General features: G+C 67.7%; 24 protein-coding genes. 20 read left to right on the top strand and 4 right to left on the bottom strand.

Features of this window, described 5'->3' with window-relative positions; translation table 11 throughout:
* Nucleotides 1-78: 78 nt before the first annotated feature.
* From ACLD0W_RS13065 to ACLD0W_RS13050, 4 genes are all read left to right on the top strand, one after another.
* The gene (locus ACLD0W_RS13065) at nucleotides 79-732 is read left to right on the top strand and encodes a TetR/AcrR family transcriptional regulator (protein WP_410307917.1); all 654 of its coding nucleotides are present in this window, start codon (nucleotides 79-81) and stop codon (nucleotides 730-732) included.
* Nucleotides 725-1423, top strand: coding sequence for a uracil-DNA glycosylase (ung, locus tag ACLD0W_RS13060; RefSeq protein WP_410307916.1), 699 nt, complete (start codon nucleotides 725-727; stop codon nucleotides 1421-1423). The genes ACLD0W_RS13065 and ung overlap by 8 nt, the downstream gene beginning before the upstream one ends.
* A gap of 21 nt (nucleotides 1424-1444) precedes the next feature.
* Nucleotides 1445-2554: an enoyl-CoA hydratase/isomerase family protein gene (locus ACLD0W_RS13055; protein WP_410307915.1), complete on the top strand. Its 1110-nt coding sequence runs from the start codon at nucleotides 1445-1447 to the stop codon at nucleotides 2552-2554.
* A 141-nt stretch (nucleotides 2555-2695) separates the two neighbouring features.
* Nucleotides 2696-3697, top strand: coding sequence for an NAD(P)H-dependent flavin oxidoreductase (locus ACLD0W_RS13050; protein WP_410307914.1), 1002 nt, complete (start codon nucleotides 2696-2698; stop codon nucleotides 3695-3697).
* Nucleotides 3698-3722: 25 nt separating this feature from the next.
* Here the strand turns inward: ACLD0W_RS13050 and ACLD0W_RS13045 are convergent, their stop codons facing one another.
* The gene (locus tag ACLD0W_RS13045; RefSeq protein ID WP_410307913.1) at nucleotides 3723-4688 is read right to left on the bottom strand and encodes a YgfZ/GcvT domain-containing protein; all 966 of its coding nucleotides are present in this window, start codon (nucleotides 4686-4688) and stop codon (nucleotides 3723-3725) included.
* A gap of 97 nt (nucleotides 4689-4785) precedes the next feature.
* Between ACLD0W_RS13045 and ACLD0W_RS13040 the strand changes: the two genes are divergently transcribed.
* The 3 genes from ACLD0W_RS13040 to ACLD0W_RS13030 are packed head-to-tail and all read left to right on the top strand — an operon-like array spanning nucleotide 4786 to nucleotide 6928.
* Complete coding sequence (locus ACLD0W_RS13040) at nucleotides 4786-5061, top strand: succinate dehydrogenase assembly factor 2 (protein WP_228233300.1); 276 nt, start codon at nucleotides 4786-4788, stop codon at nucleotides 5059-5061.
* The gene (locus tag ACLD0W_RS13035; protein ID WP_410307912.1) at nucleotides 5042-5428 is read left to right on the top strand and encodes a hypothetical protein; all 387 of its coding nucleotides are present in this window, start codon (nucleotides 5042-5044) and stop codon (nucleotides 5426-5428) included. The genes ACLD0W_RS13040 and ACLD0W_RS13035 overlap by 20 nt, the downstream gene beginning before the upstream one ends.
* Before the next feature lie 39 nt (nucleotides 5429-5467).
* On the top strand, nucleotides 5468-6928 hold the full coding sequence (locus tag ACLD0W_RS13030) for a protein adenylyltransferase SelO (RefSeq protein ID WP_410307911.1): 1461 nt from the start codon (nucleotides 5468-5470) through the stop codon (nucleotides 6926-6928).
* A gap of 204 nt (nucleotides 6929-7132) precedes the next feature.
* Here ACLD0W_RS13030 and nadB read toward each other — a convergent pair whose 3' ends face one another.
* On the bottom strand, nucleotides 7133-8740 hold the full coding sequence (gene nadB, locus ACLD0W_RS13025; RefSeq protein WP_410307910.1) for an L-aspartate oxidase: 1608 nt from the start codon (nucleotides 8738-8740) through the stop codon (nucleotides 7133-7135).
* Between the two features lie 149 nt (nucleotides 8741-8889).
* On the opposite strand from nadB, the gene rpoE reads away from it, so the two are divergent.
* The 10 genes from rpoE to recO all read left to right on the top strand — a co-directional run bounded on the left by rpoE (nucleotide 8890) and on the right by recO (nucleotide 18071).
* Complete coding sequence (gene rpoE / locus ACLD0W_RS13020; RefSeq protein ID WP_410307909.1) at nucleotides 8890-9477, top strand: RNA polymerase sigma factor RpoE; 588 nt, start codon at nucleotides 8890-8892, stop codon at nucleotides 9475-9477.
* Nucleotides 9478-9481: 4 nt separating this feature from the next.
* Nucleotides 9482-10105 carry a sigma-E factor negative regulatory protein gene (locus ACLD0W_RS13015; RefSeq protein WP_410307908.1) on the top strand — a complete coding sequence of 208 codons (624 nt, stop codon included), beginning with the start codon at nucleotides 9482-9484 and terminating at the stop codon, nucleotides 10103-10105.
* 3 nt (nucleotides 10106-10108) lie between these two features.
* On the top strand, nucleotides 10109-11071 hold the full coding sequence (locus tag ACLD0W_RS13010) for a MucB/RseB C-terminal domain-containing protein (RefSeq protein WP_410307907.1): 963 nt from the start codon (nucleotides 10109-10111) through the stop codon (nucleotides 11069-11071).
* A gap of 106 nt (nucleotides 11072-11177) precedes the next feature.
* The gene (locus tag ACLD0W_RS13005) at nucleotides 11178-12689 is read left to right on the top strand and encodes a DegQ family serine endoprotease (protein ID WP_410307906.1); all 1512 of its coding nucleotides are present in this window, start codon (nucleotides 11178-11180) and stop codon (nucleotides 12687-12689) included.
* Nucleotides 12690-12851: 162 nt separating this feature from the next.
* The gene (gene lepA / locus ACLD0W_RS13000; protein ID WP_204429297.1) at nucleotides 12852-14651 is read left to right on the top strand and encodes a translation elongation factor 4; all 1800 of its coding nucleotides are present in this window, start codon (nucleotides 12852-12854) and stop codon (nucleotides 14649-14651) included.
* Nucleotides 14651-15448 carry a signal peptidase I gene (lepB, locus tag ACLD0W_RS12995; RefSeq protein WP_410307905.1) on the top strand — a complete coding sequence of 266 codons (798 nt, stop codon included), beginning with the start codon at nucleotides 14651-14653 and terminating at the stop codon, nucleotides 15446-15448. Before lepA ends, lepB begins: the two co-directional genes overlap by 1 nt.
* Nucleotides 15449-15471: 23 nt before the next feature.
* Nucleotides 15472-15849, top strand: a complete 378-nt coding sequence (locus tag ACLD0W_RS12990) for a DUF4845 domain-containing protein (protein ID WP_410307904.1) — start codon at nucleotides 15472-15474, stop codon at nucleotides 15847-15849.
* The gene (gene rnc, locus ACLD0W_RS12985; RefSeq protein ID WP_410307903.1) at nucleotides 15846-16529 is read left to right on the top strand and encodes a ribonuclease III; all 684 of its coding nucleotides are present in this window, start codon (nucleotides 15846-15848) and stop codon (nucleotides 16527-16529) included. The genes ACLD0W_RS12990 and rnc overlap by 4 nt, the downstream gene beginning before the upstream one ends.
* Nucleotides 16526-17425 carry a GTPase Era gene (gene era / locus ACLD0W_RS12980; RefSeq protein ID WP_410307902.1) on the top strand — a complete coding sequence of 300 codons (900 nt, stop codon included), beginning with the start codon at nucleotides 16526-16528 and terminating at the stop codon, nucleotides 17423-17425. Before rnc ends, era begins: the two co-directional genes overlap by 4 nt.
* Complete coding sequence (gene recO, locus ACLD0W_RS12975; RefSeq protein WP_410307901.1) at nucleotides 17409-18071, top strand: DNA repair protein RecO; 663 nt, start codon at nucleotides 17409-17411, stop codon at nucleotides 18069-18071. Before era ends, recO begins: the two co-directional genes overlap by 17 nt.
* A gap of 3 nt (nucleotides 18072-18074) precedes the next feature.
* On the opposite strand, the gene pdxJ is transcribed toward recO, so the two are convergent.
* Nucleotides 18075-18812 carry a pyridoxine 5'-phosphate synthase gene (gene pdxJ, locus ACLD0W_RS12970; RefSeq protein ID WP_410307900.1) on the bottom strand — a complete coding sequence of 246 codons (738 nt, stop codon included), beginning with the start codon at nucleotides 18810-18812 and terminating at the stop codon, nucleotides 18075-18077.
* Between the two features lie 79 nt (nucleotides 18813-18891).
* Nucleotides 18892-21639 (bottom strand): response regulator, encoded by a 2748-nt coding sequence (locus ACLD0W_RS12965; protein ID WP_410307899.1) that lies wholly within the window; start codon nucleotides 21637-21639, stop codon nucleotides 18892-18894.
* 95 nt (nucleotides 21640-21734) lie between these two features.
* Between ACLD0W_RS12965 and cysM the strand changes: the two genes are divergently transcribed.
* The 3 genes from cysM (at nucleotide 21735) to rlmD (ending at nucleotide 24872) form a co-directional block, all read left to right on the top strand.
* On the top strand, nucleotides 21735-22649 hold the full coding sequence (gene cysM, locus ACLD0W_RS12960; RefSeq protein WP_410307898.1) for a cysteine synthase CysM: 915 nt from the start codon (nucleotides 21735-21737) through the stop codon (nucleotides 22647-22649).
* A complete protein-coding gene (locus ACLD0W_RS12955; RefSeq protein WP_410307897.1) occupies nucleotides 22646-23431 on the top strand; it encodes a 3'-5' exonuclease in 786 nt (261 codons plus the stop codon). The genes cysM and ACLD0W_RS12955 overlap by 4 nt, the downstream gene beginning before the upstream one ends.
* 91 nt (nucleotides 23432-23522) lie before the next feature.
* A complete protein-coding gene (rlmD, locus tag ACLD0W_RS12950; RefSeq protein WP_410307896.1) occupies nucleotides 23523-24872 on the top strand; it encodes a 23S rRNA (uracil(1939)-C(5))-methyltransferase RlmD in 1350 nt (449 codons plus the stop codon).
* Nucleotide 24873: the final 1 nt, after the last annotated feature.

Here is a 24873-nt window from a genome sequence, read left to right as displayed (position 1 = left end):
CAACCGGCGCCGCCACTCCCGCCGGATGGCGGTGCCTGTTAGGCTAGTGGCGACGCCATAAAAAAAGCAGACGGAGCCATGACCGCAATCCGTTACCAGGGCCGCAAGGCCCGCCGCGCGGGCAGTGAACAACGCCGCCAGGCGATTCTCGACGCCGCGCTCAACATCATTGTCACCGACGGCATCCGCGCGGTGCGCCACCGGGCGGTGGCCCGCGAAGCGGACGTGCCGCTGTCGGCCACCACCTATTACTTCAAGGACATTTCCGATCTGATCGCGGACGCCTTCACGCTGTTCGCCGAACGGGCCCTGGACACCGTGATCCGCCCGTTCCGCGACCAGGCGTTCGCGCTGATCGAGGAATTCCAGAAGGGCGGCGCCGACCGGGAACAATTGATCGAAGCGCTGGCCTCGGCCACCACCGCCTTCATCCTCGACGAGCTGCACAACCGCCGCGAGCATCTGGTGGCGGAACAGGCGTTCCTCCAGGAAGCGATCCTGGATCCGCGCCTGCGCGGTCTGGCGGATCTCTACCTCAAGGAAATGGCGCTGCTGCTGGTGGACGCCTGCCGGGCGCTCGGCTCGGCCACCCCGGAGATGGACGCGGAAGTGATCAACGCCCGCATCATGGCCCTGGAGGTACGTCTGCTGACCCACCCGGAGCTGGCCGGCGAGGACACCGTGAAAACGCGCATGCTGCACCTGCTGGAGAAGCTGGTTCCCCATGAGTGACGGCACCGAATCGCAAGCCGACGTACAGCTCGAGGCGGGCTGGAAGCGGGCGCTGGGCGAGGAATTCGCGCAACCCTACATGGGCCAGCTGAAGGATTTTCTGCGCCGCGAAAAGCAGGCCGGGGAAACCCTGTATCCGCCGGGGCCGGACATCTTTCGCGCCTTCAACGAAACCCCCTTCGACCAGGTCAAGGTAGTGATCCTCGGCCAGGACCCCTACCACGGGCCCAACCAGGCCCACGGGTTGAGCTTTTCGGTGCAGCCCGGGGTGCGGGTGCCGCCGTCCCTGGTCAATATTTTCAAGGAGATCGAGCGCGACCTGGGCATCCCGGCGCCGGACCACGGCAACCTGGACGCCTGGGCGAAGCAGGGTGTGCTGCTGCTCAATGCCGTGCTCACCGTGCGCGCCGGCCAGGCCGCCTCGCACCAGGGGCAGGGCTGGGAGCGCTTCACCGATCAGGCCATCGAGCATCTCAACCGCGAGCGCGAGGGCCTGGTGTTCATGCTGTGGGGCAGCTCGGCGCAGAAGAAAGGCAAGCTGATCGACCGCCAGCGTCACTGCGTGCTGACCGCGCCGCACCCGTCGCCGCTGTCCGCCTATCGCGGTTTCTTCGGCTGCGGACATTTTTCCCGCGCCAATCAATACCTGCTTCAGCAGGGCAAGGACCCCATCGACTGGTCCCTGAACTGACCGATAAGGATTTTTCCCGGCATGACCGATACCGTCCTGTTCGACGAAATCAACACCGAGTGCGGCCGCGTGATCGGCCGCGCCACCCTCAACGCCCCCCGTTCCCTGAATGCCCTGAGCCTGGAGATGATTCAGGCCCTGGACGCCCGTGTGGCGGACTGGCAGGGGCGGGACGAGGTGGTGGCGATCTGGCTGGAAGGCGCCGGCGGTAAGGCCTTCAGCGCCGGCGGCGACGTGGTGGCCCTGTACCGTTCCACCGTCAAGCACGCCGGCCACGCGGGTAACCCGGAGGCGGAGCAGTACTTCGCCGAGGAATACCGGCTCGACTACCGCCTGCACACCTCCCGCACCCCGGTGATCTGCTGGGCCGACGGCGTGGTGATGGGCGGCGGCATGGGTCTGATGCAGGGCAGCCAGTTCCGGCTGGTGACGCCGCGCAGCCGGCTGGCCATGCCGGAAATCACCATCGGGCTGTTCCCGGACGTGGGCGCCAGCTGGTTCCTCAACCGGCTGCCCGGCCGCACCGGTCTGTTCCTGGGCCTCACCGGCGTGCACCTGAACGCCCGCGACGCCCTGGACCTGGGCCTGGCGGACCGCTTCATGGACGCCGACCCGGAGCAGGTGCTGGAAGCCCTGGCCGCCGGTCGCTATCAGGACGACGGCGACGCCAACCGGGCGCTGCTGTACGGCCGCCTGCGCGAGCTGTCGGCGGCGCCCACCGGCCTGGAGGCCCCGGTGAGTGCCCACCGGGACACCATCGAACAGCTCTGCGACGGGGCCACCGTCGACGAAGTAGTGGCGCGCATTCTCGATACCAAGCAGTGCGACGGCTGGCTGGACAAGGCCCGCAAGACCCTGGCCGCCGGCTGTCCGCAAACCATGCACCTGGTGTGGCAGCAACTGCACCGGGCCCGGCATCTGTCCCTGGCCGAGGTGTTCCGCATGGAATGGTGCGTGGCGGTGCAGTGCTGCCTGCACCCGGATTTCCGTGAGGGCGTGCGTGCGCTGCTGATCGACAAGGACGGCAGCCCGCGCTTCCGCCACCGGTCCGTGGACGAGGTGAGCGCCGACTATATCGACGGCTTCTTCCGCTGCCCCACTGACGTCCACCCCCTCGCGGATCTGGGCTGACCGCCATCGCGGCTGGGCGGTATCCCGCTTCAGCCGCGATCCCCTCTATTCCCCCGGGCGATACCGAACATCACGGATCATCATTTCCCGTCATGCGCCGGGCTCCCTAGAATCCCTACCCAGGACTACAGGAGACTCGCCATGCCCTTCCAGGACTACACGCTGATCCAGGCCCCCATGGCCGGCGGCATCAACACCACCGAGCTGACCGTGGGCGCCGCCCGGGCCGGGGCTCTGGCGTCCATCGGCGCCGGTTACCTGAGCGGCCAGGCCATCGAGGAAGCCGTCCGGGCGGCCCGGGACGGCGGCGCCGATGCCTTCGCGGTCAACCTGTTCATCCCTGGCGAACCGGGCGCCACCGAGGCCCAGTGGCGCGCCGCCCGGGAAGCCCTGGTGCCTTGCTATGAGGCCGCCGGCGTGGACTTTCCGGACACTTTCGCCGAGCTGCCCGGTTTCGACGAGCAGTTCGACGCCATGCTGGAGGCCCGCCCGGCGTTCTTCAGCTTCACCTTCGGGCGCCTGGACCAGGCCTGTCGGGACGCTTGCCGGGCCCGGGGCATCGCTCTGATCGGCACCGCCACCAGCCGGGCGGAAGCCCGCCAGCAGGCGGAGGATGGCGTCGACGCCATCGTGCTGCAGGGGGAGGAAGCCGGCGGCCACCGGGGCAGCGCGGAAACGCGCGGCGCCGGCCAGCCGCTGGCGGCTTTGCTGGAGGCCTGTGGCGATCTGGGGCGACCGCTGATCGCCGCCGGGGGCCTGATGGATGGTGCCGACATGGCCCGGGTGCTGGGGCAGGGCGCCGCCGCCGCCCAGCTTGGCACCGCCTTTTTGAGTTGCCCGGAGGCGGGTACCGCGCCGGCCTGGCGGCAAGCCCTGGCCGCCGCCGGCCCGGATGCCACCGCGGTGACCGCCGCGGTGTCCGGGCGCTATGCCCGGGGCCTGGCCAATGCCTGGATGGATGAACGGGCGCCGCGGGACATTGCCCCTTACCCGGACCAGCACCGGCTAACGGCGCCCCTGCGCAAGGCCGCCGGGGCGGAATGGAAGAGTCTGTGGGCGGGCACCGGCGCGCACCGTTCCCGGGCTCTGCCGGTGGAAGAGCTGGTGGCGACCTTGCTGAAGGAGTGCCGCGCCGCCGGTTGAACGTCTTTTTAGTGGCCGCGATCCGTCATGCCTTGGGCTTGGGCAGGTCGTAGGGCAGGGCGATCGGCTCCACCCGCAGGGGCTGGTCGTCCAGAAACAGCTCCCCTTCATGATCCAGCCGCACCACCGCCAGCAGGGCCGGCGCCGGCTCCCCGGGGGCCGCGTCCACCACCTCGGCCACCGCGCGGCCCTGGTCGTTACGCAGGCTCTGGCCCGGGGCCAGCTCCGGGCCCTGGTAATGGAACGCCGCCATGCGCTGCTTCAGCTTGCCTTTGAAGTGCATGCGCGCCACCACTTCCTGGCCGGTGTAGCAGCCCTTCTTGAAGCTGACGCCGCCGAGCACGTCGTAGTTGAGCACCTGGGGCAGGAACAGGTCTTCGGCGCCGGCGCGGATCTGCCCTTCGCCGGCCAGCACGTCCTGATAGCGGGCGCCGGCCCCGTCGGTGACCGCCCGCTCCGCGCTCAGCGCCTGCCAGTGGGCGGCCAGCAGCGGGCCGTCGGCGACCAGCAGGGCGTGGTCGCCGTGGGCGTAACGCAACACGGCCACACCGTCGCGGTGGGCCGTCTGGCCGGGTTCCGGCACCGGCAGGCCCGCCGCCGCCAGGGTGGCGTCCACCCCGCCGGCGAGCTGTACCACCCGCGCCCGCGGGTCGACGCGGAAGGTGACCTTGGCGCGCAGCCGGTACTTCTCCAGGCCGCGGATGGTGGCCTCGGCTTGTCCGTTGGGCACTAGCAGCAAATAGCCGCCGTCCTCCCGGGCCAGGCGCAGGCTCACCAGCCCGCGCCCCTTCAGCGACAGATGCATGGCGGCGCGGTGGGCGCCTTCGTCCACGAATTTCAGGTCGGTGGTGAGCTGCCCCTGCAGATAATCGCCGGCCTCCTCGCCCTCGGCGTGGATCACCGTCAGGTGCTCGCCGGTGGCCAGCGTCGGGGCCGGGCGGCCGCCGTGCACCGGCTGTTGCGCGTCGATCAGGGATTGCCAGGCGTCCATACAGTTCCTAGTCAGTCTGCGAGGGTGTGAGTACGACCCGTGATGATAGATAATCAACGGCCCTTGTGTCAGTCGATCAGCGAAAGAGATTCCGCCAATGACGTCTTCCCCGTCCCCCGAAACCGCCGATCTGAAACGCCGCTACCAATGGCAATGCCGGCGCGGCGCCTCCGAAGTGGAGGTGGTGCTGTACGCCTATCTGGAGCGCTTTTTCGACACCGACACGCCGCAACAACAGGCCGCCTTCGGCCGGCTGCTGGAGTGCGAGGACGTGGACATGCTGGACTGGTTCACTGGCCACGGCCAGCCTGAGGACCCGGAACTGCGCGAGTTCGTGGCCGGGATGCTGCGCCGTGTGGCCACGACGTCTTGAGCTGAGTGCCTCGCGCTACCCGGCGCGGCTGCGGCTGGCCGCCGTGATCGTGGCCTGGTGGGCGTTGGTGGCCAGTGCCTTGCCCCTGAGCGTGGCGGTGCTGCCCGGTCTGGCGGCGCTGATCGCCGCCCGCCGCTGGCGTCCCGCCTCGCCGGCCCGGGTGGCGGTGTCGCCGGAGGGCCTGCGCCTGCTGCTGCGCGATGGCCGGCGGGTGGCGGTGGCGGCGCCGTTTCGCACCGTGCTCAGCGCGCGCTGGCTGGCGGTGCACTGCCCCCGGGTGGGCTGGGTGTGGGTGTTCCCCGATCAGATCGGCGCGGCGGCGGTAACGCCGCTGCGCCAGGTGCTGCTGCTCGGCCGTCGTCCATGAGCCCTTGTGCGTTCGCGTTTCCGCCCCAAGAGACCGTCTATGAGCACTGATTACGGATTTCGCTTCGACAACAGTTACGCGCGCCTGCCGGAGCCGTTGTTCGCGCGCACCGACCCTCAGCCGGTGGCGGCGCCGCGCCTGCTGCTGTGGAACCGGGCCCTGGCCGAGCAGCTGGGTCTGGACAGCGCCGCCCTGGACGGCGACGCCGGTGCCGCCCTGTTTGGCGGCAACGTGCTGCCGGACGGCGCCGAGCCCCTGGCCCAGGCCTACGCCGGCCATCAGTTCGGCAACCCCACCATGCTCGGCGACGGTCGCGCGGTGCTGCTCGGCGAGCAGATCACGGCGGACGGTCGGCGCCGCGACATCCAGCTCAAGGGCGCCGGGCGCACCCCGTTCTCCCGGGGCGGCGACGGCCGCGCGGCCCTGGGGCCGATGCTGCGCGAATACATCATCAGCGAAGCCATGCACGCCCTGGGCATCCCCACCACCCGCAGCCTGGCGGTGGTGGCCAACGGCGAGCCGGTGTTCCGTGACGGCCCCGAGCCCGGCGCCGTGCTCACCCGGGTGGCCGCCTCGCACCTGCGCGTGGGCACCTTCCAGTACGCCGCCGCCCACCGCGACCCGGACCTGTCGCGCGCCCTGTTCGAGTACACCCTGGAACGGCACTACGCGCCCCTCAAGGACGCGGACAATCCCGCCCTGGCCCTGCTGGAGGCGGCCATGGAGCGCCACCTCGACCTGGTGGTGGCGTGGATGCGGGTGGGCTTCATCCACGGCGTGCTCAACACCGACAACGTGACCCTCTCCGGCGAGACCATCGACTACGGCCCCTGCGCCTTCATGGACGTGTACCACCCGGACACGGTGTTCAGTTCCATCGACCAGCGCGGCCGCTACGCCTACGGCAACCAGCCGGTGATCACCCAGTGGAACCTGGCGCGGCTGGCGGAAACCCTGGTGCCGCTGATCGACGACGACCCGGAGGCCGCCGTGGCCAGGGCGGAGGCCCTGCTGGGCGAATTCGGCGACCGCTACCAGCAACGCTGGCGGGCGATGATGGCCGACAAGCTCGGCCTGCTCGGCGAGGAAGAGGGCGACCACGCCCTGGTGGACGATCTGCTCGACTGGATGCGCCGGGAACGGGTCGATTACACCAACACCTTCCGCGGCCTGATCGGCCGGGCGCTACCGGATGGCGAGGCGTTTTATCAGGACGATTTCCTGGGCTGGCACCGGCGCTGGCGCGACCGGCTGGGCCGCAACCCGGAATCGGACAACCCGGCCGAAGCGCGCATGCGCGCCGTCAACCCGGCGCTGATTCCCCGCAACCACCAGGTGGAAGCCGCCCTCAACGCCGCCGAGCACGACGACGACCTGGCCCCCACCCGGGCGCTCCTGGACGCCCTGGCGACCCCCTACCAGGACCGCGCCCTGGACGACCCTTACACCCGCCCGCCCACCGACGAAGAGCGGGTCCTGCGCACCTTCTGCGGCACCTGACCTGCCCCGGTCGCTTCTACAACCCCTCACCCCCAAAGGGGGCGGAGGCTACCCCGAAACGGAGCGGCGTTGCGCCCTTCCGGGACCCTTGAGAACAGGACGTTCGAAAGGGAGCCTACAGGGATGTACTCGCGGCGTTCCCGGAAGGGCGCAACGCCGCTCCGCGTCCCCGCTGGAGAGAACGGAACAGGAAAGCCCCGGACTTCAAGGCTCCAGAATCGTATCGCTGCCCACCTCGGAAGCCCCCGGAAACTCCCGCATGAAATGCAGCCCCCGGCTCTCCCGCCGCCGCAACGCCGAACGGATGATCAAATCCGCGATCACCACCAGATTGCGCAACTCCAGCAGATCGTTGCTGATGTGGTAGTTGCTGTAATACTCGGCGATCTCGCTCTTCAGCAGCTCCACCCGATGCTGGGCCCGCTCCAACCGCTTCACCGTGCGCACGATGCCCACGTAATCCCACATAAAACGCCGCAGCTCGTCCCAGTTGTGGCTGATCACCACGTCCTCGTCGGAATCGGTGACCTGACTGTCGTCCCACTCCGCTGCCTCCCGCGGATGCGGCCACTCCGCCAGGTGCGCGCCGATGTCATCGGCCACCGCCTGCCCGTACACGAAGCACTCCAGCAGGGAATTGCTGGCCATGCGATTGGCCCCGTGCAGGCCGGTGAAGCTGGTCTCCCCCAGGGCATAAAGCCCGGGCACGTCGGTGCGACCGTGCCGGTCGATGACCACGCCGCCGCAGGTGTAGTGGGCCGCCGGCACCACCGGAATCGGGTCGCGGGTGATGTCCAGGCCCAGTTGCAGGCACTTGGCGTAGACCGTGGGGAAATGCTCGATGATGAAGTCCGCCGGCTTGTGGCTGATGTCCAGATACAGGCAATCGGCGCCCAGGCGCTTCATTTCGTGGTCGATGGCGCGGGCCACCACGTCCCGGGGCGCCAGTTCGGCGCGCTCGTCGAAACGCGGCATGAAGCGCTCGCCGTTGGGCAGCAGCAGCCGGCCGCCCTCGCCACGGATCGCCTCGGTGATCAGAAAGCTCTTGGCCTTGGGGTGGTACAGGCAGGTGGGGTGGAACTGCATGAATTCCATGTTGCCCACCCGGCAGCCGGCCCGCCAGGCCATGGCGATGCCGTCGCCGGTGGCCACGTCCGGGTTGGAGGTGTACAGGTAGACCTTGGAGGCGCCACCGGTGGCCAGCACCACCGAGCGGGCCAGGATCACGTCGGTCTCGCCGGTGCGGATATCGTGCACATAGGCGCCGCAGCAGCGTTTTTCCGGGCCGTTCGGGCCGTCGTGGTCCTGCAGGATCAGGTCCACCGCCACCCGATGCTCCAGCAGATGCACGTTGTCGCGCTCGGTGACGCGCTCGATCAGGGTGCTGGAAATGGCCACGCCGGTGGCGTCGGCGGCGTGGATGATGCGCCGGTGGCTGTGGCCGCCCTCGCGGGTCAGGTGGTAGGGCAGGGGGTTGTCCTCGCTGCGCTCCATGCCTGCCAGGCGGGTGAAGTCCACGCCCTGGTCGATCAGCCAGCGGATCGCCGCCGGCCCGTTTTCCACGGTGTAGCGCACCGCGTCGTCGTGGCACAGGCCGCCACCGGCGCGGTGCGTGTCCTGCACATGACTTTCCAGGGAGTCGTCGTCGTCGAGCACCGCCGCCACGCCGCCCTGGGCGTAGTAAGTGCTCGCATGGGTCAGTTCGCCCTTGGACAGCAGGGCCGCCTGGACGCCGTCCGGCAGGCGCAGGGCGACGGTCAGGCCGGCGGCGCCGGAGCCGATGATCAGCACGTCATAACGATAAGTGGCCATGGAGTCTCGCAGCCCGGGTAAATGTTGAACCAATGTGAAAACCGCCAGGGACGGGGGCGCTAGTATAGCGGCCTGCGGAACACCTGCTACAATACCGCGCTTTACCCGCCGCCACGGGATAATAACGTCCTCCAGGGAGCCAGCACCGGGTGTCTTCAGACGAACAATTGGTCAAAAAAGCCAAGACCGGCGATCAGCGAGCCTTCGAAGTGCTGGTGGTCAAGTACCAGCAGCGCATCTTCGCGTTGATCAGCCGCTATGTGCGCGACCATGACGAGGTGCAGGACGTGGCCCAGGAGGCCTTTATCAAGGCTTGGCGGGCGTTGCCCCGGTTCCGGGGCGACAGTGCCTTCTATACCTGGCTGTACCGCATCGCGGTGAACACCGCCAAGAACCATCTGGTGGCCCAGGGCCGCCGCCCGCCGGGGTCCGACCTGGATGCCGCCGAAGCCGAGCAGTACGCCGGCGCGGAAATGCTGCACGAAATTGGAACCCCGGAGTCCCACGTGTTGTCCGAGGAACTGGAGGCAGTGATCCACAAGGCGATCGAGGACCTGCCCCAGGAGCTGAAAACCGCGGTCACCCTGCGTGAATTCGAGGGGCTCAGCTACGAGGATATCGCGGCGGTCATGGAATGCCCGGTGGGAACGGTTCGTTCCCGTATCTTCCGGGCCCGCGAAGCCATCGATGAGGCGGTGCGCCCCCTGCTGGGGTCGCAGCGAGGAGACAAAGGGTGAGGACATGAGCAGGAATTACGAAGCACTTTCCGCTTTCCTGGACGGTGAAACCACCGAATTCGAAACCCGGCGCGTGCTGCGCGACCTGGATCGGGACGATCTGGCGACCCTGGGCCGCTGGCAGAGCGTCAGCGACGCCCTGCACGGCCACGCCGCCCTGACCGTCCCGGAGGGCTTCAACGCCCGTCTGTCCGAGGCTCTGGCCTCGGAATCGAAACCCGGCCGTCGCACCGGCGTGGTGCACGGCTTCGCCCGCGTCGCCGTGGCCGCCTCGGTGGCCGCCGTGACGGTGATCGGCTGGCAATACTGGAGCGTGCCCACCGACGCCGGCAGCGCCGCGCCGGCGGTGGCCATGACCGGCGCCGCCAACGACGGCGCCACGGCCTCCGAGGCGTCGCTGAGCGCGCCGGCCGCCGCCCAACGTCTGACCCGTCCATTCGGTGAGACCTCGCTGGTGGCGCAGAGCGCCCAGCGCGCCGCCGAAACCCGTACCGTGGCCAGCGACCAGCAACCGCGTGTCAACGCCATGCTGCTGCGCCACAGTGAATTCACCGCCCGCCATAGTGGCCAGGGCATGATGCCCTATGCCCGTCTGGTCAGCATGGACGCCCGCAACGGAGCGCGCTAACGCATGATGCGGATCCTCGCCTTGGGGCTTACCCTGACCGCCGCCCCCCTCGCGATCGCCGACAGCCTTCCCGCCCAGAGTCTCCTGGAACGCATGACCGAAGCGACCCAGGAGCTCGACTACCAGGGCCGCTTCCTCTACCAGTTGGGTGGGGAAGTGAGCACCATGGAAATTCGTCACGCCGTGATCAACGGCGAACAGTACCAGCGCTTCACCCACCTGGACGGTCGTCTGGTGGAAGTGTTGCGCCTCGGTGACGAGCTGGTGTGCCTGCATCCCAACGGCACCCTGACCCGCATCGACGATCAGGACCAGGGCCTGCTGTCGTTCCGGCAGCGGCTTTCCTCCCAGATTCCCGACCAGTACAACGTGCTGGTGGACGGCGACGGCCGGGTGGCCGGCCGCGCCACCACGCGTATGCGCGTGGCGCCGCTGGACAACCATCGTTACGGCTACCGCCTGTGGCTGGATAACGAGAGCCATCTGCTGCTCAAGTCGGAGATGGTGGACCCGGGCGGTCTGGCCCTGGAACGGGTGGAATTCGTCACCCTGGACCTGGAGCCGGGCCTGGACCGGAGTGATTTCGAGCTGCCCAAGGTGATCGCCGAGCGCGCCCTGGAACCGGTGCCCGGCAACCACGCGGACCGCGTGCACGTCAAAGCCGGCTGGCTGCCCGGCGGCTTCCGGGCCGCCGACAGCGACTGGCGGCGGGTCACCGCCGAGCGTCAGCCGGTGGCCGCGCAGAGCTACAGCGACGGCCTGGCCACCTTCACCGTGTTCGTGGAAAACCTGGACAACGGGGTGGTGGAAGAGGGCGTCAGCCGGATTGGCCCGACGGTGGCGATCAGCCGCTCCATGAGCGTCGCCGACCGCCATTATCTGCTCACCCTGGTGGGCGAGATTCCCCAGCCCACCGCCGAGCGCATCATGCAGGAGCTCGACCTGGACCTGGCCGCCCGGCCATGATCGGGCTCCGGTAAGGAAATAAAGTACTCAAAGCTCATCGCCGGCCCCGCCCGCCCCGGCGGCGGGGCCGGTGTTTCTCGAACAACCGGCAGAAGGGAGCCTTTCCATGGGGACCGTACAAAAGTGCCTGTTGCCGCTGTTGCTGGCCGGCCTGATCGCCGGCTGCGGCCAGAATCAGGACGACCGGAACACCGAACAAAGCCAGGACCAGGGGGCCGCCAAGGCCACCGTCTCCGACGCCCGCGATAATGGCGCCCAGGGCGAGAAACTGGTCACCGGCCTGCCCGACTTCACCGCCCTGGTGGAGAAGGAAGCCCCGGCGGTGGTCAACATCTCCACCGTCACCCACCGCGAGGCCGGCCAGGGGCCGGACACCAGCCAGCTGCCGGAAATGCTGCGCCGTTTCTTCGACGAGTTCGGCGGCCCTGGCGGTCCCGGTTCGCAGGGCCCCGGCGGCGGCGGTCGCGAGGACGTGGAGTCCCTGGGCTCCGGTTTCATTATTTCCAGCGACGGCTATGTGCTCACCAACTACCACGTGGTCGGCGAGGCCGATGAGATCGTGGTGCGCCTGCAGGACCGCCGTGAACTGGACGCCGAGCTGATCGGTTCCGACCCGCAGAGCGACCTGGCGCTGATCAAGGTGGATGCCGCCGATCTGCCGGTGGTGGACATCGGCTCCTCCGACGACCTCAAGGTCGGCGAGTGGGTGCTGGCCATCGGTGCCCCGTTCGGCTTCGACAGCTCGGTGACCGCCGGCATCGTCAGCGCCAAGGGCCGCAGCCTGCCCACCGACAACTATGTGCCCTTTATCCAGACCGACGTGGCCATCAACCCGGGCAACAGCGGCGGGCCGCTGTTCAACCTGAAAGGCCAGGTGGTCGGCATCAACTCGCAGATTGTCAGCCGCTCCGGTGGCTACATGGGCCTGAGCTTCGCCATTCCCATCGATCTGGCCATGGACGTGGCCGACCAGCTCAAGGAAAGCGGCCAGGTGAGCCGCGGCTGGCTGGGCGTGCTGATCCAGGAAGTGGACCGGGATCTGGCTGAGTCCTTCGGGCTGTCCAAGCCCATGGGCGCCCTGGTGGCCCAGGTGCAGCCGGGTTCCCCGGCGGCGGAAGCGGGCCTGCAGCCCGGTGATGTGATCACCCACTTCGACGGCCATGAAATCCAGCGCTCCGCCCAACTGCCCAAGTGGGTGGGGGCCCTCAAGGCCGGCACCGAGGCGGAAATGACGGTGGTGCGCAACGGCGACGAGAAAACCCTGGAAGTGACCGTGGGCGAGCTGCCCAGCGACCCGCAGCAGGCCATGAACCAGGGCGGCGAGCCGGCCGGCCCGGGCGCCGACCGGCTCGGCCTGACCGTGCGCGAGGCCAGCCCGGCGGAGCTGTCGCGGGTGGAGGCGGAGACCGGCGTCATGGTCACCGCCGTGAAGAAGGGCCCGGCGGCCACCGCCGGCCTGCGCCAGGGCGATCTGCTGGTGAGCCTCAACGGCGAGGACGTGAAGAGCCCGGACGACTACCGCCGCCTGGTCGGCGAGCTGCCCGAGAAGGGCTCGGTGCCGGCGCTGATCAACCGCGGCGGCAACGCCCGCTTCCTGGCGCTCAAGCTGGGGGATTGACCCCGGCTGTCAGCGGCAATCGCGGCCGCCGGGCCGCGATTGCCACGCTCCGTGCCGGGGATGGCCTTCGCCACCACGGGGGATTATCCAGCGGAGCCCTAATCCGATAGAATCGCCCACCATTGTGTCCTTCTTCATGTTTCCACCATTTGGCGGGTATCTGTGACCGACATTACGCACATTCGCAACTTCTCCATCATTGCTCATATCGATCACGGCAAATCCACCCTGGCGGACCGGTTTATCCAGGTCTGCGGCGGTCTGTCCGACCGTGAGCTCAAGGAGCAGGTGCTGGATTCCATGGACCTGGAACGCGAGCGCGGCATCACCATCAAGGCGCAGAGCGTGACCTTGTATTACACCGCGCGCAACGGCGAAACCTACCAGCTCAACTTCATTGACACGCCGGGCCACGTGGACTTTTCCTACGAGGTATCCCGCTCCCTGTCCGCCTGCGAGGGCGCGCTGCTGGTGGTGGACGCCGCCCAGGGCGTGGAGGCCCAGTCGGTGGCCAACTGCTACACCGCCATCGAACAGGACCTGGAAGTGCTGCCGGTGCTCAACAAGGTGGACCTGCCCCAGGCGGAGCCGGACCGGGTGGCCGAGGAGATCGAGGAGATCATCGGCCTGGACGCGCTGGACGCCTGCCATGTGTCCGCCAAGACCGGGGTCGGCGTGCCCGACCTGCTGGAACAGCTGATTGAACGTATTCCGGCGCCCCAGGGCGACCGGGAGGAGCGCCTGCAGGCGCTGATCATCGACTCCTGGTTCGACAATTACATGGGCGTGATCTCGCTGGTGCGGATTCGCTATGGCCGCCTCAAGAAGGGCGACAAGATCCACGTCAAATCCACCGGTCAGAACCACGTGGTGGACAGCCTCGGCATCTTTACCCCCAAGCGCAAGGAAACCAAGGTGCTGGAGGCCGGCGAGGTGGGCTGGGTGAGCGCCACCATCAAGGACATCAAGGGCGCCCCGGTGGGCGATACCCTGACCCACGCCAACACCCCGGACGTGGCCATGCTGCCCGGCTTCAAGAAGGTCAAGCCGCAGGTGTACGCCGGCATGTTCCCGGTCAACGCGGACGACTACGAGGATTTCCGCGACGCCCTGGGCAAGCTGGCGCTCAACGACGCCTCCCTGTTCTACGAGCCGGAAAATTCCGACGCCCTGGGTTTCGGTTTCCGGGTCGGCTTCCTGGGCATGCTGCACATGGAAATCATCCATGAGCGCCTGGAGCGGGAATACGACCTGGACCTGATCACCACCGCGCCCACGGTGGTCTACGAGCTGCTGCTCAGCGACGGTGAAACGATCTACGTGGACAACCCCTCGGAGCTGCCGGAAGGCAACAAGATCGAGGAATTCCGCGAGCCCATCGCCCGGGTCAATATCCTCACGCCCCAGGAATACGTGGGCAATGTGATCACCCTGTGCACCGAGCGGCGCGGCGAGCAGATCAACCTGCAATATCTGGGCAAGCAGATTTCGCTGACCTACGACATTCCCATGGCCGAGGTGGTGCTGGACTTCTTCGACCGGCTGAAATCCGCCAGCCGTGGCTATGCCTCGCTGGAGTACGCCTTCGAGCGCTTCCAGCCCGCCAAGCTGGTGAAGGTGGACGTGCTGATCAACGGCGACAAGGTGGATGCCCTGGCGATGATCTGTCACCTGGACCACTCCGCCCACCGTGGCCGCGTGCTCACCGAGAAGATGAAGGAGCTGGTGCCCCGGCAGATGTTCGACGTGGCCATTCAGGCCGCCATCGGCAGCAAGATCATCGCCCGGCAGACGGTCAAGGCATTGCGCAAGAACGTCACCGCCAAGTGTTACGGCGGCGACGTGTCGCGTAAGAAGAAACTGCTGCAGAAGCAGAAAGAAGGCAAGAAACGCATGAAGCAGGTGGGTAACGTGGAAATTCCGCAGGCCGCCTTCCTGGCCGTGCTCAAGGTGGATGACTAATGGATATCGATGTGGGTTTCTGGCTGACGCTGGCGCTGCTGGTCACGGTATTGATCTGGCTGGCGGACCGCTTCCTCAAGCTGCGTCAGCGCAAGGGTATGATCGGCACCACCGTGGAAACGTCCAACTCGCTGATTTCGGTGCTGTTGATCGTGCTGGTGATCCGCTCCTTCATTGTGGAGCCGTTCACCATTCCCTCCGGTTCCATGTTGCCGACCCTGCAGGTTCATGATTTTATTCTGGTCAATAAGTTTTCCTACGGCCTGCGTCTGCCGGTGACCAACACCAAGATCATCCCGGTGGGCGAGCCCGAGCGCGGTGATGTCATGGTGTTCAAGTTCCCGGAGGACACCAGCCAGAACTTCATCAAGCGCGTGGTCGGTCTGCCCGGGGACCGGGTGGCGGTGCGCGACAACGTGGTCTACATCAACGGCGAGCCGGTGGATCGGGCGCTGGTGGAACAGGGCCGCAACGCGCGCATGTGGCGCCGCGAGTACATCGAGCATCTGGGCGAGGCGGAACATCTGATCTGGCAGGAAGGCGTGCTCAGCCCGTTCAACGGCGAGCCACGCATTCCCCAGGGCGGCACCCAGGGGGAATGGGAAGTCCCCGAGGGCAGTTATTTCGTGATGGGGGACAACCGGGACAACAGCAATGACAGCCGTTTCTGGGGCGTGGTGCCCGAGCGGCTGATCGTGGGGGAAGCCTTCCTGATCTGGATGCACTGGGACCCGATCTTCTCGCTGCCGAGCTTCTCCCGCAATGGGGCAATCGACAAAGTCGAAACGAGCGACTGAACCAAGATGGAGACGGACCCACAATGATAAACCGATCCCGTCAAAGGGGGCTTTCCCTGCTCGGCTGGGTGGTCGTGCTGATCGTGCTGGCGGTGTTCGGTACCGCCGCCTTCCGCATGGTGCCCGCCTACATGGAATACAACACCATTCGCAGCACCATCAACTCGGTGCTCGACGACAACAAGACCGCCATGATGTCGGAACACGAAGTGCGCGGCGCCCTGTCCAAACGGTTCACCATCAATCAGGTGGACGTGATCGGCGTCAATGATCTGGCGATCAGCAAGAACGGTGGTGACGTGACCGTGGGCGTCGATTACGAAGTGCGCCGGCCGTTGTTCTATAACGTCTCCGTGGTGATGCATTTCGAGGACACCTTCAACAAGACCAGCGGGCAGTGATGGACGATCTGGACCGCCTGGCCCGTCGTCTGGGCTACCGTTTTCAGGACCCGGCGCTGTTCGAGCTGGCGCTCAGCCACCGCAGTGTCAGCCGCCGGCGCAACAACGAACGGTTGGAGTTTCTCGGCGACGCCCTGCTCAGCCAGTTCATTTCCACGGAATTGTTCCACCGTTTCCCGGAAGCCGCCGAAGGGCAGCTGACGCGCATGCGCGCCTTTCTGGTACGTGGCCAGACCCTGGCCGAGGTGGCCCGGGAACTGGGCGTGGGCGAATACCTGATCCTTGGCGGCGGCGAGTTGAAGAGCGGCGGCAACCGCCGGGACTCGATCCTGGCCGACGCCCTGGAGGCATTGATCGGCGCCATCGTTATCGATGGCGGCGAGGACACCTGCCGGGGGGTGGTGCTGGGCTGGTTCGCCGAGCGCCTGGAGCAGATCTCGCCCCAGTCCGTGCGCAAGGACGCCAAAACCCGCTTGCAGGAATGGCTGCAGGCGCGCAAGCATGAGCTTCCCGCCTATGAAGTGCTGTCGGTGACCGGCCAGGCGCCGCGCCAGACCTTCGAGGTGGAATGCACGCTGCCCGATCTCGATCGGCGCTTCGTGGCCGCCGGCGCCAGCCGCCGGCGCGCGGAGCAGCAGGCGGCGGAACAGGCATTGAGCTGGCTGGAGCAGTCTTCATGAGCAGTACCCGTTGCGGTCTGGTGGCCATCGTCGGACGCCCCAATGTGGGCAAGTCCACCCTGATGAACCATCTGATCGGCCAGAAGGTCAGCATCACCTCGCGCAAGCCGCAGACCACCCGGCATCGGATTCACGGCATTCTCAGCCGCGACGATTATCAGATCGTGTTCGCCGACACCCCGGGTATCCACACCGGCGAGGGGAAGGCGCTCAACCGGGCCATGAACGAGGCGGCGATCTCGGCGCTCAGCGGCGTCGACGTGATCTGCTTCATGGTCGACGGCATGAAGTGGACCGAGGGCGACGAGCACGTGCTCAAGCTGCTGCAGCGGGCCGGCGATACCCCGGTGCTGCTGCTGGTCAACAAGGTCGACAACCTGGACGACAAGAACAAGCTGCTGCCGCACTTGCAGGACCTGTCCGGGCGTTTCCCGTTCGCCGAGATCGTGCCGGTGTCGGCGCTGCGCGGCCATAACCTGGACGCCCTGGAACAGGCCCTGGCCAAGCGCCTGCCGGAAGGGGACTTCTGGTTCGAGGACGACCAGCTCACCGACCGCAGCCTGCGTTTCATGGTCGCCGAGATCATCCGCGAAAAGGTGGTGCGCCAGCTCGGTCAGGAAGTGCCGCACCAGATGGCGGTGGAAATCGACCTCTGGGAAGACGGCCCCAAGCTCACCGACATCGCCGCCACTATTCTGGTGGAGCGGCGCGGCCAGAAAAAAATCCTGATCGGCGACCAGGGCGCGCGCATCAAGCAGATCGGCACCCAGGCGCGCCAGGACATCGAGCGCCTGATCGAGCGCAAGGTGATGCTCAACCTGTGGGTCAAGATCAAGGCCGGCTGGTCCGATGACGAGCGCGCCCTGCGTTCCCTGGGCTATGACCGCGACCAATGAGCTGGCGCCGGCCTGGCTGCTGCATCGCCGCCCCTTCCGCAATACCAGCCTGATCATCGATCTGTTTCTGCCCGGGCAGGGCCGCGTGGGCGCGGTGGCCCGGGGCGGGCGCCGCAATCCGGCGCTGGCGCCTTTCGTACCTCTGTGGGTAAACCTGAAAGCCGGCGGCGAGCTGTTCACCCTGCGTGACAGTGAACCCCGTGGCGCCGCGCTATCGTTGGCCGGCCGTGCCCTGTTCTGCGGTTTCTATGTCAACGAGCTGATGATGCGCCTGCTGCATCGGGACGACGCCCACCCGGATCTGTGGCCGGTCTACGAGGGCACGCTCACCGCCCTGGGCGGCGAGGTGCCCCTGGACGTGACCCTGCGGCGCTTCGAGCGGATGCTGCTGGAGGAGGTGGGCTACGGCCTGACCCTGGAGTGGGACGCGGAGGGCCGGCCCCTGGAAGCGGGCGTGCGCTACCGGTGGGTGCCGGAGCAGGGTTTCGTCCCCGGCGTCGACGGTTACCCCGGCGAACTGCTCACCGCCCTGGGCGAGGACCGTTGGAACGACGAGGTACGGCGGTTGGCCAAGGCGCTGCTGCGCGAGGCCCTGGCCCCGCACCTGGGCGACCGGCCGCTGCGCAGCCGCGAGTTGTTCCGCTAGCCTTCAGCCGCAATCCCGCACCGCCTCGTCGATCAGCACGCGCATGGCGCGCACCGCTTCATCCAACCCGGTGAGCACCGCCCGCGCCACGATGCCGTGGCCGATGTTCAGTTCGTTCATGCCGGGCAGGACGGCGATCTCGCGGGTGTTGTGGTAATGCAGGCCGTGGCCGGCGTTGACGATCAGGCCGGCGTCGCGGGCCAGCGCCACCCCATCGCGGATGCGCCCCAGCTCGCGGGCGGCGGTGTCGGCGTCCGGGGCCTCGGCGTAATGGCCGGTGTGAATCTCGATGGCCGGCGCCCGGCAGCGCACCGCCGCCTCGATTTGCGCCGGGTCCGCGTCGATGAACAGCGATACCTGAATGCCGGCTTCGCTCAGCTCACCGGTGCAGCGCTTGATCCATTCCTCGTTGCCGGCCACGTCCAGCCCGCCCTCGGTGGTCAGTTCCTCGCGTTTCTCCGGCACCAGGCAGCTGTGCGGCGGCCGGATACGCCGGGCGATGCCGACCATCTCCTCGGTGGCCGCCATTTCCAGATTCATGCGCGTTTGCAGGGTCTGGGCGAGCAGCTCCACGTCCCGGTCCTGAATGTGCCGGCGGTCCTCGCGCAGGTGCACGGTGATGCCGTCGGCGCCGGCCTGTTCCGCCACCAGCGCCGCCTGCACCGGCTCCGGATAGCGGGTGCCACGGGCCTGACGGAGGGTGGCGATGTGGTCGATGTTGACGCCGAGAAGAACGGGCATGGGGGCTCCGGGAGTGGGTGGGTAACGGGGCGTATGGTAGCAGAGGATCGGGGGCGTGGATTAGGGGAGGGGGAACCGGCTAACCCTTTCCTTCCCGCCGCACGTTCTCGATCTCGGCGAGCAGCACCGCCACCAGCGGTTCCAGGTCCTGATCGGGCACCGTCTGTTTGAGCGCCTCCTCCAGCTCGCCGGCGGCCTGCTCCAGGCGCGGCGTGCCGCAGTAGCGGGTGGCGCCGTGCAGTTTGTGCACCCGTTCCAGCAGGGCTTCGCGGTCGCCGCTCTCCGCCACCGCGTTGATGCCCGGCGCCTCCTGCTCCAGGCTGGCCAGCAGCATGACGAACATTTCCTCCGCCAGGGCCTCGCGGCCACCGACCCGGCGCAGGGCCAGGGACGGGTCGATCACCGGCAGGTCCGTGGTGTCCGCCGGCGGCGGGGCGGATTGCGCCCGTGGCGGCGCGGCGGGGGCGGGCTGGTCCGGTGCGGCGTTCTCGGCGGGCGCGGCGCCCGACCCTTGCTCCTCAAGCACCCATTGGTCGAGCGTGTGGCGCAGCTGGGTTTCGGTGATCGGTTTGCTCAGGTAATCGTCCATGCCGGCGGCCAGCAGCGAGCGCCGTTCGCTTTCCAGGGCATGGGCGGTGAGCGCGATGATCGGCGTGCGCGGCCCTTCGCCTTCCTGTTCGCGCAGCCGGCGGGTGGTTTCCAGGCCGTCCATGCCCGGCATCTGCACGTCCATGAACACCAGATCGAAGGTTTCCCGGGCGAAGGCGGCCAGCGCCGCCTCGCCGCTGGCGCAGGCGCTTACCTGGACCGCCATTTCCTCCAGGAACACCCGCGCCAGCTTCAGGTTGCCGGGGTGGTCGTCCACCACCATCACCCGCACGCTTTTGCCCAGCGGCCCCAGGGGGCTGCCCGGCGCCGCCGGGGCCGCCAGCCCGCCCAGTTCCAGCAGGGCATCGCGCAGGCGCCGCCGGGTGGCCGGCTTGCCCAGCACCCGGCACGGCGTGGCCAGGCCGCTGAGTCGTCCGGCCAGGGATTCCGCGTGAGCGGCCAGAATCAGCACCGGCTTGCCGGTGGTCGCCGCCAGCCGTTCCACCAGTGGCGCCAGGTCCGCCGGCTCCGGCATGGAGGCGGGCACCCCCAGCACGTGGAAGTCGGTGCGCGCCAGGTCGCCGGCCTCCAACTGGCCTTCCAGGGTATCCAGGGCCTGCAGTTCGGTGACCTTGAGGCGCCAGCCGCCGAGCATATGGTAGAGGCCCAGGCGGGCGTGTTCGTTGGCCTCCACCAGGGTCACCGACAGGCCCTCCAGGGCGGAGGGGGCCTCCGGCGCGGCGTTGGCGTCCCGCTCCACGCGCAGGGTGAACCAGAAGGTGGAGCCGCGCCCGGCGGTGCTGTCCAGGCCGATCTCGCCGCCCATGCCTTCCACCAGCCGCTTGCAGATCGCCAGGCCCAGGCCGGTGCCGCCTTCCTTGCGGCGCGCGCTCTGGTCCAGCTGGGTAAAGGCGTTGAACAGGTTCTTCTGGACCTCCCGGGGCAGGCCGTTGCCGGTGTCGGTGATCGCCACCTTGATGATCGCCTCGGCGCCCCGTTCCTCTTCCAGCATGGCGCGCACCACCACCGAGCCGCGCTCGGTGAATTTGATGGCGTTGCTGACCAGATTGGTGAGCACCTGACGAATGCGCAGCGGGTCGCCGAGCAGCCGGGTGGGCACATCGCTGTAGATGATGGCGGCCTGCTCCAGGCCCTTGTCCTGGGCCAGGGGCGCCAGCATGGTCTGCACGTCCTCGATCAGGTCGTGCAGATCCAGCGGCACGTGCTCCAGGGACAGCTTGCCGGCCTCGATCTTCGAGAAGTCGAGAATGTCGTTGATGATCGACAGCAGCGATTCGGCGCTCTTGCGGATGGTGTCCAGGTAATCGCTTTGTCGTTCGCTCAGCGACGACCGTTCCAGCAGCCGGGTGAAGCCGATAATGCCGTTCAGCGGGGTGCGGATTTCATGGCTCATATTGGCCAGGAATTCGGATTTGATCTGGCTGGCCTTGAGCGCTTCCTTGCGGGCCATGTCCAGTTCGATGTTCTGGATCTCGATGGTTTCCAGGGTCTCGCGCAGGTCCTGGGTGGCCTGGTCCACGTTCTGCTGCAGTTCCGCCTGGGCTTCGTCCAGGGCGCCGACCATATCGCGCAGGGCCTGCTCCAGGTCGTGCAGTTCGCCCTGGGCGTTGGCCCGGGGCGGCGCGCCCAGGTCGCCGTCGCGCACCCGCCGCACATTGTCGATAAGAACGCGGATCGGCCCGGTCAGCCGCCGCGCGAAGTGGGCGGCCGGCAGCATCGCCAGGATCAATACCAGGGTGATCACGCCGATCAGGGTGAGCACCGCTTCCAGGATGCGCACGTACTGACCCTGGCGGGAAAACTCCACGGTCAGCAGGCGGCTGTCCTCGCCGGGCAGGGTACGCATCAGTTGCCAGCCGGAATCGGTGACCAGCCGGCTGGCGCCGTTGTCCAGTTGCTCCGCCTGTTCCACCGGCCGCAGCCGGGGACCGGTGTGCAGCTGCCAGCCACCGTGGTTGTCGAACAGGGTGGCGGCGCGCACGTCCGGTTGTTCCAGCAGGTCGCGCAGCAGCGCCTCGTAGGGGGCGCCGTCGTCGGCGTCCAGCGCCGCCAGGCGGGCGGCGTAACTCTCGATGATCAGTTGCTGGCGGTGGGCGTTGTCGGCGCGCACGCTGATCACCCGGGTGGCCAGGGTATAGCCGCCGATCAACAGGGCCGCCACGAGTGCCGGCAGGGCGGTCATCGCCATGATGCGGGTGCGCAGGCTGGTATGGGCCATGATCCCCCGGTTCCGTTGCTGTTCTTTTGATCCGGCATTATGACCGACTTGAGCGTCACTGCCAGGGGTCCGATTGTTGAGCTACAATGCCGGCCATGACCTACAAGACCATTGAGTCCACGGTCGGGCGCACGCCGCTGGTGCGGCTGCAGCGCTTGCCGGGGAACACGACCAATACCCTTCTGGTGAAGCTGGAAGGCAATAATCCCGCCGGTTCCGTGAAGGACCGGCCGGCGCTGAACATGATCCGCAAGGCCGAGGAGCGGGGCGAGATCCACCCCGGGGACACTCTGATCGAGGCCACCAGCGGCAACACCGGCATCGCCCTGGCGATGGCGGCGGCCATGCGCGGCTACCGCATGAAGCTGATCATGCCCGCCAACCAGAGCCAGGAGCGCCGCGACGCCATGGCCGCCTACGGCGCCGAGCTGATCTCGGTGACCAAGGAGGAGGGCATGGAGGGCGCCCGGGACCTGGCCCAGGCCATGCAGGCCCGGGGCGAGGGCAAGGTGCTCGACCAGTTCGCCAACCCGGACAATCCCATGGCGCACTACGAAAGCACCGCCCCGGAAATCTGGGAGGCCACCGGCGGCGCCATGACCCACTTCGTCAGCTCCATGGGCACCACCGGCACCATCATGGGCTGCAGCCTGTATTTCAAGGAGCAGAACCCGAACGTGCAGATCGTCGGCCTGCAGCCCACCGACGGCGCCTCGATCCCCGGCATCCGCCGCTGGCCCAAGGAATACCTGCCGAGCATCTACGATGAGTCCCGGGTGGACCGGGTCATCGACATGGAGCAGGAGGTGGCCGAGCACACCATGCGCCGCCTGGCCCGGGAAGAGGGCATCTTCTGCGGGGTCTCCTCCGGTGGCGCCGTGGCCGGCGCCCTGCGGCTCAGCGAGGAGCTGGAGAACGCGGTGATCGTGGCCATCGTCTGCGACCGGGGCGACCGCTACCTGTCCACCGGCGTGTTCCGGTCGGACAAGGACGGGGAGTCCGGCCGATGAACGTACTGGTTTTCGATATCGAGACGATTCCCGACCTGGACGGCGGTCGCCGGCTTTATGATCTGGACGGCCTGGACGACAAGGACACGGCCAGTGCGTTGTTCAACCTGCGCCGCCAGGAAAACGGCTCCGAGTTCCTGCGCCTGCACCTGCATCGGGTGGTGGCGATCTCGGTGGTGCTGCGCTCCGCCCAGGGCGTCAAGGTATGGTCCCTGGGCGACGAGAGCGCCAGCGAAAAGGAGCTGATCGAACGGTTCTACGACGGCATCGACCGCTTCACCCCGCAGATCGTCAGCTGGAACGGCGGCGGTTTCGACCTGCCGGTGCTCAACTACCGGGCCCTCAAGCACGGGGTGGTGGCGCGACGCTTCTGGGAAACCGGCAGCGAGGACACCAGTTTCCGCTTCAACAACTACATCAGCCGCTTCCACCAGCGCCATCTGGACCTGATGGAACAGCTGGCCATGTTCAACAACCGCGCCAACGCGCCCCTGGACCAGATCGCCACCCTGCTGGGCTTCCCCGGCAAGATGGGCATGAGCGGCGGCAAGGTGTTCGACGCCTTCCAGGCCGGCGACCTGAAGGGCATCCGCGATTACTGCGAGACCGATGTGCTCAACACCTGGCTGGTGTTCCTGCGCTTCCAGCTGATGCGCGGCGAGATCGACGCCACCGGCTACCAGGCGGAACTGGATTTGCTACGCGATTATTTGCAGCAGGAAGGCCACCCCCACTTCCTGGCCTTTCTTGATGCCTGGCAAAAGGGCGCCGCCGACGTCTGACGGCGGCTCCCCAAGCCAGTACAATCCGCCCCCGAATTGCCACAAACGCCGCCCTCCGCCGGCGGCGCTCACCCGCGAGCATCGAGATTCCATGGCCCGAAGAAGCCGCAAGAAAAGACTGCCGGAAACGCCGGTGGCCGCCACCATCGAGAGCCTCAGCCACGACGGTCGCGGCATCGCCCGCCTGGACGGCAAGACCACCTTTATCGACAACGCCCTGCCCGGCGAGCAGGTGCTGTTCCAGTACAGCTACATGCGCCGCAAGTTCGACGAGGGCCGGGCGGTGGAGATCCTGGCGCCGTCCCCGGAGCGGATCGAGCCGCCCTGTGCCCATGCCCTGATCTGCGGCGGCTGCAGCCTGCAGCACCTGGCCCCGGCCAGCCAGATCGCCCGCAAGCAGGCGGTGCTGGCGGAGCAGCTGGAGCACTTCGGCGGCCTGACGCCGGACAGCTGGCTGGAACCGCTCACCGGGCCGGTCACCGGCTACCGGGGCAAGGCCCGCCTCGGCGTCAAATACGTGGAGGCACGTGGCGAGGCGCTGGTGGGCTTCCGCGAGAAGCGCAACAGCTTTATCGCCGACCTGCGCCGGTGCGAGGTGCTGATTCCGGAGGTGGGACACCGCCTCGACGACCTGCGCGCCCTGGTCAGCGACCTGGCCCTGCGCGCCCGCATTCCGCAGATCGAGGTGGCCCGGGGGGACGACGCGGTGGCGCTGGTGATCCGCCACATGGACCCGCTGCCCGCCGGCGACCTGGAAAAGCTGCTGGCGTTCTGCCGGTTGGCGGACTTTCAGCTTTATCTGCAGCCCGGCAACGAGAGCACCGTGCACCGGGTGTGGCCGGAGCAGGGCGAGGAGCGGCTGTACTACCGGCACGCCCCCCAGGGCGCGGACACCGAGGGCGCCGAACTGGCCTTCCACCCCACGGATTTCACCCAGGTGAACGCGGATATCAACCGCCGCATGGTGCCGTTGGCATTGGATTTGCTGGAGGTGGAGGAGCATCATCAGGTGCTCGATCTGTTTTGCGGCCTGGGCAACTTCACCATCCCGGCGGCGCGCCGCGCGGCGCGGGTGGTGGGCGTGGAGGGCAGCCAGGCCATGGTCGAGCGCGGTTACGAGAACGCCCGCCGCAACGGCCTGGACAATCTGGCCTTCCACGCCTGGGATCTGAGCCAGGCGCCGGACGGCCAGCCCTGGGCCCGGGAGGCCTATCACCGGGTGCTGCTGGACCCGCCCCGCAGCGGTGCGCTTGAAATGGTGCGGCTGATGCCCCATTTCGGTGCGGGCCGTTTGGTGTACGTCTCCTGCAACCCGGCCACGCTGGCCCGGGATGCCGGGGAACTGGTGGAGCGGGGTTACCGTCTGAAGGCGGCGGGTGTCATGGATATGTTCCCGCACACCGCCCATGTGGAATCGATCGCCGTCTTCGATCGACGCTAGA

This window comes from Alloalcanivorax sp. C16-1 (genome assembly GCF_046507805.1).
Classification (GTDB): domain Bacteria; phylum Pseudomonadota; class Gammaproteobacteria; order Pseudomonadales; family Alcanivoracaceae; genus Alloalcanivorax.
This window is presented reverse-complemented; position numbering and strand designations above follow the sequence as displayed.